We start from the raw sequence: 14,635 nt of genomic DNA on the forward strand, positions 1-14,635 counted from the left end.
GAGTCGCGGCGCCGTCGGCCCATTGGCGTCGGCCCCGGCGCTTCCAATAATGCGGGGGCCCCTAGGGACCGTCCAGCGAGCGACCACGGATTTTGATGGTGTGTGTATCCCATGCCAGACTCATCAACACCCGAGTGCGGCCTTGCAGAGCTGACGTTCGGCGGCGAGACCCCCCCTCGACCTGGTCGCCGAGGCTCGCCTCGATCGCCTCGTCCTGGTCGCCGAGGCTCACCGCGACCTGGTCGCTGAGGCTCACCTCGATCGCCTCAACCTGGTCGCCGAGGCTCGTCTGGTCGCCGTGGCTCGCCTCGACCTGGTCGCCGAGACCAGATGTGTGGGGGAGCGGTCGGAGGCGCAGACTGCGGATCATCCGCTCGCCGGTCCCGGCGTTTCCTCGCGCGGATGATCCCGCCCTCCCGAAACCACAACGCTCGCCGATGCGAGCGTTGCGGTCGCCGTAGGTGACGAAGTTCCCGAGCGCGCTCGTGAACGTCATGCGGCTCTCGTTGCCGAAGAACTGCAGGGCGATGCTCTCGGGCATCGCCGTGGCCGACTTGCCGGACTGGTTGGCCTTGCGCCCGAGGCAGTGCTCGCGCACGGCCTTGGCGCCGGCGTCGACCGAGGGGTAGTCGTCCTTGTCGGTGCAGTCGCAGCGGGCTCGGCGGACGCGCCGGTTCAGCCCGGCGGGCGCGGGCACTTGCCCGTACCCGAGGCGCGGTTGTTGTCGACCCGGCATTCGTGCCACGCGTGCATCGGCATCGCGTCGTCGACCACCACCCCACACCACCGAGCTGCCGTCGACCACCCCGGGCGGCGGATTCGGCAGCTCGAGCACCACCTCCTCGGCCTCGGCGGGGTACAGCACCTTGGTCGTCACCCCCATCCCGAGCGCCACCCCGCCGTTGTCCGGGTCGCCCTCGTAGAAGTACACCGGCACCCCGACCGGCACGGAAGCCGCGCCGATGTTGCGCACGCGGGCCGTCAGCCCGTACGCCTCCGGCGCGCACTGCAGGCGCAGATCGACGATCAGGTCGGGCGCCGCGAACTCGCCCTCGGGCTGCACGTTCTGGCGGAAGTTGTTGAGCCGGGGCACCGTCCAGTTGGCGACCTCGACCTGCGGCGTCACCCCGCTCTCCTCCGTATTCGTCACATGATACGTGTGTTGATTCCACACGCGACGGGTCCGCACCCAGGTGCCGAGGCTGTCGCCGAAGATCCGCACCCCGGTCTGCTTGGTGCCGTCGCAGGTGATCCCTGAATAATCATTGGAGACTGCGACGATGTCCGCGTGCCCGTCGCCGTCGACGTCGGCCACCAGCGGGTACTCGACCAGAGTGCCCGTCGTGTTGCAGGTGCTCCACAGCACCGTCCCGTCGCTGCCCTTGTACACGCGCAGCGTCGTCTCGTCGGAGTAGATGACCTCGGCCGAGCCGTCGCCGTCGAAGTCGAACACCGACGAGCCAGTGGCCGCCGACGAACAGTCCTGGGTCTGCTTGATCCACAGGAACGTGTCCGCGTCGGCCACGTTCGGGTCCATCAGCTTCTTGCCGTCGAACACGGCGTAGCCGACCCCGCCCGCGACCGCGACGTCGGGCGTGCCGTCGCCGTTGAAGTCGGCGATCGTCTGCGGGCCGCCGCCCTGGATGTTGCCGGCGGAGCCCGGGGGGCACAGATCCGGCGACAGCGGGCCGTTGATGTCGATGCCGGCGCGGAGGATCTGGACCCCGTTGGCGGCCATCGGATCGTGGCGCCAGATGATCAGGTTGTGCGGCAGCAGGTTGCCGCCGTTGGCGATCGTGGCGACCTCGGCCTTGCCGTCGAGGTCGAGGTCCGCGACCGCGCTCCACGACCCCTCGAGGCCGGTCGCGGCCATCACCCCGCCGGCCGCGTTGTAGGCGCCCGTTGCGTGGACGATGTCGAGCTGGCCGTCGCCGTCGAGATCCGCCGCGGTGTTGATGTGACCGCCGAGCGCGGTCTCGATCGCGCCCGTCTTGCCGTCGAGGACCGCGCTGGGGGTCAGCACCTCGGGGGCGCCGTCCTGGTCGAGGTCGGTGATCGACACGAACACCCCGGAGCCCTGCACCGGCGAGGTCCACAGGATAGTGCCGTCGCCGCGGAACGCGACGGCCTTGCCGGTCGTGGTGGTGGCGACGACCTCGTTGCCGGGCACCCCGTCGATGTCTCCGCCCGCGAGCTCGCGGCCCGGCGCGATCGGGTCGACCGCGTCGAAGTAGGTCCACTTCTCGACGAGCTGGCCGCCGACGATCGAGATGACGTGGATCGTGCCGTTGTTGTTGTAGTCGCCGTTGTCGAACGTGGAGAACACGATCTCCGGGATGTCGCGCTCGTCGACGATCAGGTCGCAGTTGTCGTCGTCGAGCTGGACGACGATCGGCGTCATCATGACGTCGCCCTTGTCCCAGTGGTACTTGACCACCGGCGTGAACGCCCCCGGCGGCGGCTTGTACTCGCACGTCGTCAGGCAGGTCGGCGGCTCGCCGGGGTCCTGGCCGTCGAGGCAGATCGGCGGCGCCGGCAAGCACTTGCCGGTCGCCGGGGTGACCCCGCCCTGGCACATGCCGCCCATCATCTCCGGCTCGCCGAGCGAGTATTCACAATACTCCTCGTCGGCGCATTCGCTGGCGTCGATGCAGGTGTCACCGGGCATGACGCAGGTGTTGAACGAGCAGAAGCCCCCGTCCGGGCAGCAGACGTCGCCGCAGGTGCGATCCTCGGTGGGGCAGCACTCGCCGCCGATGCAGGTGCCGCCCTGGTCGGCGCAGTCGGCCGGACACACCGGCTCCGCGGTGGTGCCGTCGGTGCTCTCGGTGTCGCTCGTCTGCGTCGTCGAGGTCGCCTGCGAGTCGCCGGCGGTGCCGGTGCTGCCGTCGCTGCCGGCCTCCGTCGGCACCGTGCTGCCGTCCGTCACGGTGGTCGTGGGCGAGCTCGAGGTGAGGCTTTCCGTGGCCGATTCGCGGGCATCATCGCCGCAGGCCGCGCTCGCCGCGAGACCCCAGCACAAGAGCATCCTCGGAGTGGGCTTCATCGGCGCAGGGTAACGAAGCTCGCTCGCCGACGCGAGCGCGTCGCGGCCGCGCTCAGGATGGCGCGCGTGCAACGGTCTGCGCGGCCCGGGATCGCGCCTGCTTGTCGCGCTTGCCAGGCGAGCCCCGCGCGTGAAACCCTGCCCCCCGAGGAAGCACGCGCATGCGCAACGATCGGGCGGGTTTTGGCAATGGGTGGATCGTCTCGCTGACCCTCGTGGCGGCGCAGCAGGCCGGGTGCGGCGACGACGGGCGGCCGCAGGGCCAGACCTCGGCGAGCGCCGGAGCGACCACCGGCACCACCACCACCACCGGCGCGACGCTCGATCCCACCACTACCGCGCCCACCACCTCGACCAGCGCGAGCGGCAGCGAGGGCACCAGCACCACCGGCACCGGCGGCGTGCAGTTCGACGTCGGCAACGGCGACGACACCGACAGCGGCACCACCGGCGCGCCCAACCTGTGCAAGGTCGCCTCCGACGGCGACGCCGGCAATTGCCGCACCAAGGCCCCGCCCGACGCCTTCAGCCCCGAGGTCCAGTGGAGCTGGCCGGGCGTCGGCGAGGACGTGTTCAGCGGCGTCTCGCCGCTGGTCGCCAACCTCACCGACGACAACGGCGACGGCGCGATCGACCTGTGCGACGTCCCCGACATCGTCGTCGTCGCCGGCCCGGGCGACGGCGTCGAGCCCGACACCGGCCACGTCTACGTCCTCGACGGCGCCACCGGGTCCCTCCATTACTCGATCCCCGACCCCGTCTACGGCTATTCGAGCCCAGCGCTCGGCGACATCGACAATGATGGCGTCCCCGAAATCATCGTCTTCGCCCACGGCGACGTCGTCCGCGCCTTCGAGCACGACGGCACTCCCAAGTGGACCTCCGCCCCGGTCGCCGCCGCCGCGATCCGCGGCGCCGTGGCAATCGCCGACCTGAACGCCGACGGCAGCCCCGAGATCCTCTTCAGCGACTCCGTCCTGAGCGCCACCGGCGAGGTGCTGTGGAACGTCCTCGACGGCGCGTGGAGCTACGCCACCCCGGTCGCCGCCGACCTCGACGACGACGGCTTCCTCGAGGTCGTCTATGGTCATAGCGCCTACCGCCACGACGGCACCCCCTATTACACCAACGACGCCGTCCCGATCGCCTCCTTGCCCCACGTCGCCGACCTCGACGAGGACGGCCTGCCGGAGATCCTCCTGTCCACCGGCAATGGCCTGACCGTGCTCGAGCACGACGGTACCACCAAACCGGGCCACCTCGACCTGCGCCTCACCGACGCCGCGCCCGAGCACGCCTTCATCTGGCTGCGCCCCGCCGCCATCCACGACTTCGACGGCGACGACCTGCCCGAGTTCTCGCACAGCTCCGCCGCGCAGTACGCCATTTACGACACCAACCCGGCCGCCATCCAGTGGCAGGCCGCGGTCCTCGACCAGAGCGGCGCCGCCGGCGGCACCGCCTTCGACTTCATCGCCGCCGGCGCGGCCCAGGCGATGTACGCCGACGAATACAGCCTGTTCGTGTTCGACGGCGCCGGCAACCCGCTGCTCGAGGTGCCGCACACCAGCCTCACGTACATCGAGTTCCCGGTGGTCGCCGACGTCGACAACGACGGCAGCGCCGAGATCGTCGTCGTCTCCAACCAGAGCCTGCAGGGCCCGCCCTCGCCCACCGTCCAGGTCATCCGCGACGTCGAGGACCGGTGGATCCAGGCCCGGCGGATCTGGAATCAACACACCTATCACGTCACCAACGTCCGCGAAGACGGCACCATCCCCGCGGTCGAACCGAAGAGCTGGCAATTGCTCAACACGTTCCGCACCCAGGCGCAGATCGAAGGCGGCGCGGTGTGCGACCCGCCGGGCTGAGACGCCGACAACCCCATGCTCAGCGTGTGGAACAGCGCGCCTATCACATCCGCGAATCCCGAGAACACGCAGTCACCTGAACGCCGAGTGGAACCGGCGGTCGACGCTCAGCGCCGAAGCGCTCAGAGCAGATCGGGCACCGAGGCGGCGGGGGGTCGCGCGCTGGACGGGCGCGGGCGGTCCGGAGATACTGGCCAGGTGTGGGAGGTCGCAGGGGCGCTGGTCGTGGTCGTGGTCGCGGTCGCGGCGATGCGTCCGTCGACGGCCGAAGCATGCTCGTGCCGGGCTCCTCCGCGGGGCCAGTTCTTTGTCGGGACGAACGGCGAGACGCCGGCCGACGCGCCAGGGATCGCATGGTCCGGTGACGCATTGAAGTCGTACATGGAGGACGATCCGTCGCACGTGACGAAGGTCGAGCGGCACTACGGAAGGAGCCGCAATCCGGTGCGGTTCTCGCTCGTAAAGCGCGGCCGGTTCGAGTTCATCGCTCCCGAGGGCGGGCTCAGGGCCGGCGAGCGGTACGACGTCGTGGTCGAGATGAAGTGGGGGAGCAGGACGGACAGGTTCGAGACGGCGGTGAAGGTCGAGGCCGGACCCCTCGCCCTCGCCGAGGCGCGGCTGGTGCTGTCGCCGCGGCGCAGGGAGACGGTCGACGTGCCCCCGCAAGATGCGGTCTCGTGCAGCGACGAGATCGAGGCCGACGTGGTGCGGGCGCGCGTCGAGCTGCCTCCGACGCTCGAGCCGTACCGCGACTACCTGCTGTACGCGACGATCGTCGACGGCGAGCCGCGCGAGAGCCCTCCCCGCAGCGCGTGCGGACAGCGGCGCCGGCAGCAGCCCCGACAGCTGCGGTGGCTCGAGTACGACCCGCTGTTCGCGGCGTGCGACCGCGAGGACGGGCTCGCGCCGGGCGTGCATACGGTCGCGGTGCGACTGGAGACGCCAGACGGGCGCACGTTTACGACGCCGGAGCAGCGCTTCGAAGTCGACTGCGCGACTTCGCCGGTGAGCGAAGCACCGGCTCCGGCTCCGATCGAGGCGCCGCGGTCGGCGGAAGCAGGGCCGCCGCCGGTCACCCACGGCTGCGCCCTCAGCGGGGGGCCGAGGTGGTGGCTGGTCGTCGCGCTCGCGGTGCGCCGACGACGTGGCCTTCGGGGCAGGTCCTGAGCGGCCTGCCCGAACGGTTCAGCGCATTCCGTTCCACTTCGTGCCCCGTGGCCGCCGACCCGTCGCCGGTCTCCCGCGGCTGCACTCGTAGTACACGATCCGCCCTCGTGGCTACCGGTCTGCGGATGCTCGCCCCCCGCCGCCGAACTTTGCGATCAAGGCGGCGCGTCCCTCAGGTCCATCGGCACGGGTCCGGCGAACCGCCCCGAGGTCCTCTCATCGACGCCCGGGCCGATCAGGCGTGTATCCTCGATGGCGCCCCAGACCAGCGCCCTGCCCTCGACACGCGACTCGGACGCGGTAGCGACGTCGGCGCCGAGCCCGGGCGCCAGCGCCTTCACGACGCGCAGCCGCGAGGCCGGGGGGAGCCGATTCCCGGGCTTGAATCTCACCGAATACGCGACGTCGGCCACGAGCACCGCGCGGACCATCGCCACCTCGGCGCCCGCCGCACGGGCCGCCTCGATCGCCTGCCGACACGCGGGAGTCCGCGGCACGATCGGGCGCGGCACGCCGGCGTCGGGCAGGGAGAGCACGCGGACGTCCAGCGGCCGAACGTCGATGCGCCTGACCGTGCTCAGCGCGGTTGCGGCGCGGACCGGCAGCACGGCGTCCGTATCGACGCGAAAACTCCGCCCGCGGCGCAGCCGGCGAGTGATGTCGGGGCGCGACACGAGCGGCTCGACCCCGCCGGCGAGCACCTCGCTGGCAGTGCATAGGATGCCGACCTCCAGCGGGTCTCGTCGGCTCATGACAACGACTGTCCCGGGGGACAGGAGGCGCGTCGGCGCGCGCAGCTCGCTATAGCCGCCATCGGCGAGGATCCGTCCGGGGGAGGGATGGCAGCCCGACAGCAGCAACGCGACGAGCAGCGTCGCACCGGGCCGGCGTCGCCGCCCCTTCACTTTTTCGCGACCAGCGTCCGAACGCACGGCGTCGATATTACACGCGCGGAGCCGTCACAGCGTGGGGCAAGCGAACCGCCGCCCGAGGCTCGAGTCGTGCAACGCCCGCGTCCCGCCTTGAGTCCCGACCCCGAACCGGTCCTGGCCGGAGCGGCGTACTGCTCTGACCAGCCCGGCGGCGGCCTCGAACTGTGCGAGCGCCATGATGTCCTCGACCTGCTCGGCGAGCGCTCGCTTCGCCACGAGCTCGGCGTCGCAGCAGCTCGGCGGGGTGCGCCGAGGAGCCACGCCCGTACGGCCGCGAGTGACCGTCGCGCCGCGCCGGTGCGCGGAGGGCCCGCGTCACGAGGCGACGGGCCGGGTCGGATCCGAGACGTCCGTCTCGCTCACGAAGCCCAGCTACTCCTCGAAGGCGACTACGCAGGCGCCCCAATTCATCCTCAGTAAGATTCGATGCCGGTACTCGGATTCTCGGGCCGGACCCAAGCGATCCATGGTGCCGAAGTACGCGACATACAACCGACTGAAACGGGTCTGTCCGACGGGCTCATGATCAATCGTCCTCACCTCGAGAGCATAACCATCGCCCGACTCGAGAGGCTCGAAGCCGGATGCCTTCGGAATGTGGGCCGCGGTGTCGAGCCGAGGATAGTCCACGACGAGGTGCCTCAGGAGCTCGACGTACTCCTCTCCCCCTAGCACCTCGGCGAACTCGGAACGCGACTTGTCGTCGACGAAGATCTCGAACTCTTTCGTGAGCGGCAGATCATTCGGCGACAACGCAATGAAGTCGCCCGCAGATCCCCAGAGCTCTCGGCGAGCGCGCCGGTGCAAGGCGTCGATCAGCTCGGTCGTGGGAGACACCGCCAGGCCAGGATGCTCTGCGCCTCGATACCGCACGGTGAAAGGCCGTCGGGCCAAGCGGAACACACCATCTGCGTCGGCGACATCCTTGCCGTCCTGGATGATCGACAACTTTTCACATGGGCCGATCGCTTGCGACGCCGTGGCCGGCGGCATCCGAGGTGTCGTCGAAGAGCATCCAGCGGCGAGGAACAGGAATGGCGCGACGACTCGGACCCTGAACACGGGCCGAGTCTACAGCGTTTCGAGCGCGGCGGCGAGGAAGTCACGCAGGTCACGTCGTGCTGGTGCTGCCGAACCCGCCCCCTGGGCTCCCTGCGCATCCGAGTCGCTCCTCGCTGCTCGGGTGAGCGTCGTAGCAAAAGCTGCGGCGGCGCGCTCGCCGGCAATGCACATTCCGACGCGGCGAAGTACGGCGATCCCCGGCAGAGCGCCGCCCTCGCCGACGAGCGGCCGCGTCGCTCTGCCTCCGCGCTCGGCCGCTCGGCCTGGCTGTCAGCGGCGCGGTCCCCTCGGTCGTTCGAGGCCGCGATCCGCCACGTGCTCCGATTACAGTTCCATGACCGCGTCGCACGGGTGCGCTCGCGGGTCGCGGTCGTTGCGACCGTCGCCGTCCGCGGGTACATGTCGACCGTCCTGAAGGGTTTGCAGCGGCGATCGGCCGGCGTCGGCTTCGCCGTCGCGGCCTGCAGAGCCGCGCGACTCGTTGCGCGACCACCACCAACCGGACGGCTGAACATGGACGAGCACGACAGTTGGTACACGCTCCTGATGCCCGAGTTCTGGGCCCGCCTGGAGTCCAGCGCCGCCGAGCACCTGGCCCGAGACGAGGCCTTTCTGATCTTCGGCGCCACCCACTTCACGCTGGTCCACGTCGCGGGCGCGGTCCTCGCCTTCGTGTTCATCATCATTGCGGCGCTGTGCTACCGCGCGAGCCTGCAGGACAGCTCGCGCGGCGTGGTTCCTCCGCGCCGCTTCGGCCTCGCCGCCATGGTCGACGGATTCGTCGGTGCCGTCTATCGCCTCTCGGCCGACGTCATGGGCGAGGACGACGCCCGACGGTTCCTCCCGCTCACCGGCACGCTGGCGCTGTTCGTCTTCGTCTGCAACATTCAGGGCCTGATCCCCGGCCTGCTGGCGCCCACCCATACGCTGAAGACCAATCTCGTGTTCGCGCTGATCGTCTTCCTCGTCTACAACGTGGTCGGCGTGGTGCGGAACGGCTTCGGTTACCTCGCCCATTTCCTCGGGCCGAAGATCGGCGGCTTCCCGTGGCTGTTCCCGCTGATGCTGCCGGTCGAGCTCGTCCACAACCTAAGCCGTCCGGTCTCGCTGTCGCTGCGCCTCACCGGCAACATGGTCGCCGACCACAAGGTGGTCGGCGTGGTCGCCCTGATGGCGCCGCTGCTGGTCCCGCTGCCGTTCCTGCTGCTCGGCACCGTCGTCGCCATCATCCAGACCCTCGTCTTCACGCTGCTGACCATCATCTTCATCAGCCTCGCCGCCGAGAACGGCGAGGAGCACTGACAGCTTCTCGGGCCGGCGATCGCCGACCACGGCAGGCGACGGCGGGATACATCGGCCGACCTCGGGCGGTCTGGTTCCTTGTGGTCGTCATGATCGCCGCCGCCGGTCCAGGGCCCCGGATGCGCGGCGGCCGGTCACCATGCGCCTCCTGCGGCATCTCGGCCACCAGGCGCTCCTGGCCCCGCAGCGGCCCTGGCCCCGCGCGTCCCCTCGTCACTTCGACCCCACCCGGCCCAGGTCCTCGCGCCCGAACGGACCCCGCCTGCTTACTTCTGATGCGGCCGCGCGTCGAACGGCAGCGTGATGGTGAAGGTGGTCCCCATCTCCTTGTCGCTCTCGACCTCGACGGCGCCGCCGTGGGCCTCGGCGCAGGCGCGGACGAACGCCAGCCCGAGCCCCCAGCTTTCTCCTGCCTGCGGCGCCCGGCGCCGCTGCGAGAACACGTCGAAGATGTGCTCGCGGTACTCGGCGGGGATCGGGTCACCGAAGTTGTGGACCGACACGCGCGCGTCACCGCCGCGACGCGCGAGCCGGATTGCGATCTGCGTGTCGCCACGCCCGTACTTGAGCGCGTTGACGACGAGGTTCCACAACGCCCGGCGGAGCTCGTCGCGGCTCCACATGCCGCGAACCTCCCCGTCGGCTTCGATGGCGAAGCGCGGGCCGTGCTGGGCCTCGAGGTCCTGGACGACGTCCTCGGCGACCTCGCGGAGGTCGCACCAGTCGATGTTCAGCGGCAAGCGCTGGCCGGCCTCCATCCGGCTGACGTCGAGGAGGTCGCGGATCATGAGATCGACGCGCTCGAGGTTGCGCTCGATCCGCCCGACGATATCGGGCCGGGCGGCCCGGTCGCCGAGCCGGACCAGGGTGTGGGCGCTCATCTTGGCGCTGGCCAGCGGACCGCGGAGATCGTGCGCGAGGATGGCCGTGAAGCGCTCCCGCAGCGCACGTTCGGCCTCCAGCTCCTCGATCCGAAGCCGCAGTTCCGCGTGCAGCTGCCCGTTCTCGAGGTGCAGGGTCATCCCCTCGCCGAGCGCTTCGATGCGCCGGAGCTCACGGGTGGAGAACGGCCCCTGGACGCGCGTGCCCACGTACATTACGCCGCGGATCCGGTCGCGCCGCGGGAGGCGGACGCCGAGCAGCGAGTGGATGCCGCTGCGTCGCAGCCCGTCGCTGACCACGAGCTCGGTCGCAGCGACGTCGTCGATGGCGACCGGCTCCTCGCTCGTGGCCATCAGGCCGGTAACCGTCGCAGGGTCGAGCGACGTCATGATCTCTTGCAAGTCGTCCTCGGCGAGCCCGACCGCGGCCTGCGTCACCAGCAGTTCGCTCTGCGGATCGTACAGGAACAAAGCCGCACACTGCGCGGCCATCGCCTCCATGATCACCGCCAGCATCTCTTTCAGGTGCCCTCCGAGCGGCGCCGCGGGTGTGTGGAGCGCTTTGTCGGCCAGCGTCCGCAGCTGTCGGAGGTAACGCTTCTCGCGCTGCTCGTCGAGCTGCATGTGCACCTGAAACGAGTCGGTCGTCCGCACCATGATGTTCTGCAGCGCGAGGAAGATCCGCGCGAGCTCGTCGGGGGACGGCCGTTCGTCCGTCGGGGCCGTCGCTGCGCAGGAAAAGATGCAGCGCTCGAGAATGGCGAACTCCTCCACTACCTCCGCGACTTCGAATCCCCAACGGATTCGATCCGACAGGTGGCTCTCGATGTGACGCATGAGAACCTCCTCATCGGCGCCGCCCGTCAGCGCCGCCAGACAGACCGGCATCAAATTCTTGAGCTCGACGTCGGAGAGCCCGCGGGCTGACGCCGCGCGGCTGGCCTCGCTGGCCCACGCCTGGAGGATTTTGTCCCCGTGACGGTCGAGGAAACCGGTCGAGGACGCCACATCATAATTATACTCCGTGATCTGTGCCGTGGTCGACGTCGCGTCGACGACTCTCGAGCTTGGTCGAGAACGACGTAAACAGATCGTCGACATCGGCCCCCAGATCGAGCGCTTGACCTCGAGCGCGTTTGGCCCGAGCGCAGCAGCTTCAGCCTGTTGCGAGCGCGAGCGCAACGACATCGAGCGGTGTCGGACGCGGCCACTGACGATGACACATCCACGACGTGCCGCGGAGTAGGCGCGTCCGCATGCTTTGAAGGCCATGGAACCACACACGCCGAATGACACCCGAAACGACGCGCTCGCCGGCCACGAGCTCCTCAGGCGACACTGCCGCGAGGTGCTCCGCCTCGGCCGGCGGGCCACCGAAGACACGGGCGACCGCGCCGCACGCCGGTAACTCGCAGAGGAGATCGGCGTGCTGGTCGCGGCGATCCGCTCCAACCTCGGCACCGAAGTCGACGCACTGCGGCCGCTGATCGAAGTAGCCGACGCCTGGGACCCCGCTCGCGCGCAACAGCTGGACGGTTCGCACGCGCACCGCCATGGTGCCGCGGCCGACGCGGAACGCGCGGCGACCGACGGCGCGGACACCGATCAACTCGTGGTCACGGCGCGCCGTCTCGTGCAAGAGCTGCTGCGCGCGCTCCGCTGGACGGCGCGTGATGTCCTCGGCGAGGAGCTTCTGCGCGACGACGTGGTCATCATCGATCAGGAGAGCGGCTGAGGCTGCGACAATTCATGGGCAGGTATCGCTCGCGGCGCGCCAAACCCCTGACGGATTGTTGATACATGACCCATGGGGCATGTATCTGCTCTGCGGTCGCGAGGCTGGCCGAGGGCGTCGCCGCTGGCGCCCCCGTACCCGCGGACGTGTCCCGCGAAGTAAGGCTGCAGCGGCCGCTCGACGCGATGCTACCGCCGAGCTTGCGGTCGGCTGCCTTGCCGCCCACAAGAACCTCATGGCACGCGAGCCGGGACATCCGGCGCCCAGAGCGCCCCTTGCGGGTCGGGACCCCGACCAGGGAGCGTATACCTGCACCAACCATCCGGAGGTGCGCCAGCCGGGCCTGGGGACGTGCCCCAAGTGCGGCATGCCTCTCGAGCCAGTCGGGGCCTCGGCGGCTCTGCGTCGCCTCGAATGGGTGTGTCCGGTGCATCCGCACATGCTCCGAAGCGAGCCCGGCATCTGTCCCCTCTGCGGCACGGCGCTCGAGCCGCATGGAGTCCCTCGTACGGGGATCGAAGAGAGTGGCGATCTGCGGGCGATAAAGCGAAGATTATGGGTCGCCGCGCTGCTGACGACCCCGCTGCTCCTCCTCGCCGCCCTTGACCTCTCGTCGACGCACGGAGCGCTCGCGTGGCCCGGCACGCCGGTGCTCGTCCAGGTGGTGCTGGCGTCGCCGGTGTGCACGTGGGCGGCGTGGCCCTTTTATGCCCGGACGTCGCTGTCGTGGCGCAGCCGCCGCCTCGATGTCTTCACGCTGGCGGGGCTCGGCGCGGTCGTGGCCTACGGCTACAGCCTGGTCGCAGCGTTCGTGCCGCAGGTCTTTCCATCGGCGTTCCGGTCCCAGGACGGGCAGGTCGCGGTGCACTTCGCGGCCGCGTCTGTCTTCGTCACCCTCGGGCTCCTGGGACGGGTGTTGGAGCTGCTCGCCCGCCACCGGCCCGGGGCGGCGGTCCGCAGAATGCTCGACACGGCGGCGCAATCGGCCCGCCGGCTCGCCCAGGACGGCAGCGAGGAGGAGGTCCCGCTCGAGGTGGTCCGCGTCGGCGATTGTCTGAGGGTCAGGCCCGGCGACAAGGTCCCGGTCGACGGCATCGTGCTCGAGGGGCACAGCTTCGTCGACGAATCGATAGTGACGGGTGACCCGATTGCCGCCGAAAAGCGCGCGGGAGACTTCGTCATCGGCTCCACTCACAACGGCGGCGGCGCGCTCGTCGTTCGCGCGGAGCGAGTGGGCGCGGACGTGTTGCTCGCGCGCATCGTGGCCATGGTCGCCGAGGGCCGGCGAACTCGCGCGCCCATTCAGCGGCTCGCCGACGTCGTCGCCGCGTACCTCGTGCCGGTCCTGGCGGGCCTGGCGGGCCTGACTCTCCTCGTGTGGGGCGCGTGGGGCCCCGAGCCACGAATGGCCTACGCCCTGATCCATGCGACCTCGGTGCTGATCGTCGCCTGTCCGTGCGCGCTCGCACTGGCGACGCCGATGTCGATCATGGTCGCGGCCGGGCGGGCGGCGACCGCCGGCGTGCTGTTCAAGAACGCCGAGGCGATGGAGATGATGCGGCGCGTCGACACCCTCGTCGTCGACAAGACGGGCACGCTGACCGAGGGGAGGCCGAAGCTCGCCGCGATCGTCGCCACGGCGGAGATGGACGAGGCAGGGATCCTGCGGCTCGCTGCGAGCCTCGAGCGCGGCAGCGAGCACCCGGGAGCGGCGGCGATCGTCGAGGGGGCAGCATCCCGCCGGCTCGAGCTCGCCGCGGCGGAGCAGCTCACGGCGATACCGGGCGAGGGCGTCACAGGCGTCGTCGACGGACGTCGCGTCGCGGTCGGCAACCTGACGCTGATGCGCCGCCTCGGCGTCGCGCCTGGATCGAACGTCGAGCACGCCCATACGCTCCGCGCGGAGGGACACACCGTCATGCTCGTCGCAGTCGACGGGACGATCGTCGGCCTCGTCGATGTCAGCGATCCGATCAAGGCGAGCACGGCGGAGGCGATGGCGGCGCTGCGCGCCGAGGGCCTCCGCGTGGTGATGATCACCGGCGACGATTGGACGACCGCCGACGTGCTGGCGCGCAAGCTCGGCATCGACGAAGTCATGGCCGGAGTGGGACCGGATCAGAAGGCAGGCGCGGTCGCCCGACTGCAGGCGCAAGGTCGGCTCGTCGCCGTGGCCGGCGACGGCATCGACGACGCGCCTGCGCTGGCACGCGCGCAGGTCGGCCTCGCAATGGGTACAGGGGCGGACCTGGCGAGGGACAGCGCGGACATCACGCTGGTCAAGGGCGACCTGCGCGGCGTCGTGCGTGCGCGTCGGCTCAGTCGGGCGGCGATCGGCAACGTCAAACAGAACTTGATCCTCGCGTCGATCTACAACGCCGCGGCCATCCCGATCGCCGCAGGCATTCTTCACCCGGCGTTCGGACGCTCGCTCGACCCCGGCGTCGTGCTCGCGGTCATGTTGCTGGGCTCGGTCTCGGTGATCGCCAACGCGCTCCGGCTGCGTCGGCTGAGGCTGTGAAAAGGAGGCCCGCCATGCGCCGCCGCCTGACCGCGAGCGAGCGCGCGACACAGGCTCGGCCGCCCGCTGGCGCGCGCAGGATTCGCGGCCACACTTCGCCGCGGACGCGTCCGATGCA

At 70.1% G+C, this 14,635-nt stretch carries 10 protein-coding genes; 5 read left to right on the forward strand and 5 right to left on the reverse strand.

Features of this window, described 5'->3' with window-relative positions; translation table 11 throughout:
• Positions 1-61 precede the first annotated feature (61 nt).
• Positions 62-3,046, reverse strand: coding sequence for a VCBS repeat-containing protein (locus OV090_RS41695; protein ID WP_267710454.1), 2,985 nt, complete (start codon positions 3,044-3,046; stop codon positions 62-64).
• A 161-nt stretch (positions 3,047-3,207) separates the two neighbouring features.
• Between OV090_RS41695 and OV090_RS41700 the strand changes: the two genes are divergently transcribed.
• Both OV090_RS41700 and OV090_RS41705 read left to right on the forward strand, forming a co-directional pair.
• A complete protein-coding gene (locus OV090_RS41700) occupies positions 3,208-4,917 on the forward strand; it encodes an FG-GAP-like repeat-containing protein (RefSeq protein WP_267710455.1) in 1,710 nt (569 codons plus the stop codon).
• A 198-nt stretch (positions 4,918-5,115) separates the two neighbouring features.
• Complete coding sequence (locus OV090_RS41705; RefSeq protein ID WP_267710456.1) at positions 5,116-6,084, forward strand: hypothetical protein; 969 nt, start codon at positions 5,116-5,118, stop codon at positions 6,082-6,084.
• 155 nt (positions 6,085-6,239) lie between these two features.
• Here OV090_RS41705 and OV090_RS41710 read toward each other — a convergent pair whose 3' ends face one another.
• From OV090_RS41710 to OV090_RS41720, 3 genes are all read right to left on the reverse strand, one after another.
• A complete protein-coding gene (locus OV090_RS41710) occupies positions 6,240-7,016 on the reverse strand; it encodes a hypothetical protein (RefSeq protein WP_267710457.1) in 777 nt (258 codons plus the stop codon).
• Positions 7,017-7,043: 27 nt separating this feature from the next.
• Positions 7,044-7,277 (reverse strand): hypothetical protein, encoded by a 234-nt coding sequence (locus OV090_RS41715; protein WP_267710458.1) that lies wholly within the window; start codon positions 7,275-7,277, stop codon positions 7,044-7,046.
• A gap of 111 nt (positions 7,278-7,388) precedes the next feature.
• Positions 7,389-7,964, reverse strand: a complete 576-nt coding sequence (locus OV090_RS41720) for a hypothetical protein (protein WP_267710459.1) — start codon at positions 7,962-7,964, stop codon at positions 7,389-7,391.
• A gap of 21 nt (positions 7,965-7,985) precedes the next feature.
• Between OV090_RS41720 and atpB the strand changes: the two genes are divergently transcribed.
• Positions 7,986-9,380, forward strand: coding sequence for a F0F1 ATP synthase subunit A (atpB, locus tag OV090_RS41725; protein ID WP_267710460.1), 1,395 nt, complete (start codon positions 7,986-7,988; stop codon positions 9,378-9,380).
• A 266-nt stretch (positions 9,381-9,646) separates the two neighbouring features.
• Here atpB and OV090_RS41730 read toward each other — a convergent pair whose 3' ends face one another.
• A complete protein-coding gene (locus OV090_RS41730; RefSeq protein WP_267710461.1) occupies positions 9,647-11,269 on the reverse strand; it encodes a GAF domain-containing sensor histidine kinase in 1,623 nt (540 codons plus the stop codon).
• Positions 11,270-11,687: 418 nt separating this feature from the next.
• Between OV090_RS41730 and OV090_RS41735 the strand changes: the two genes are divergently transcribed.
• Entirely contained in the window at positions 11,688-11,996 is a 309-nt protein-coding gene (locus OV090_RS41735; protein ID WP_267710462.1) for a hypothetical protein, read from the forward strand.
• Positions 11,935-14,517, forward strand: coding sequence for a copper-translocating P-type ATPase (locus tag OV090_RS41740; protein ID WP_267712125.1), 2,583 nt, complete (start codon positions 11,935-11,937; stop codon positions 14,515-14,517). Before OV090_RS41735 ends, OV090_RS41740 begins: the two co-directional genes overlap by 62 nt.
• Positions 14,518-14,635 lie beyond the last annotated feature (118 nt).

Source organism: Nannocystis sp. RBIL2, from assembly GCF_026626745.1.
GTDB lineage: Bacteria > Myxococcota_A > Polyangia > Nannocystales > Nannocystaceae > Nannocystis.

Bases quoted from the DNA above. Each gene is read 5' to 3' on its own strand.
- OV090_RS41695 (WP_267710454.1), bottom strand. From the start codon at position 3,046: ATGAAGCCCACTCCGAGGATGCTCTTGTGCTGGGGTCTCGCGGCGAGC.
- OV090_RS41700 (WP_267710455.1), top strand. From the start codon at position 3,208: ATGCGCAACGATCGGGCGGGTTTTGGCAATGGGTGGATCGTCTCGCTG.
- OV090_RS41740 (WP_267712125.1), top strand. From the start codon at position 11,935: ATGTCCTCGGCGAGGAGCTTCTGCGCGACGACGTGGTCATCATCGATC.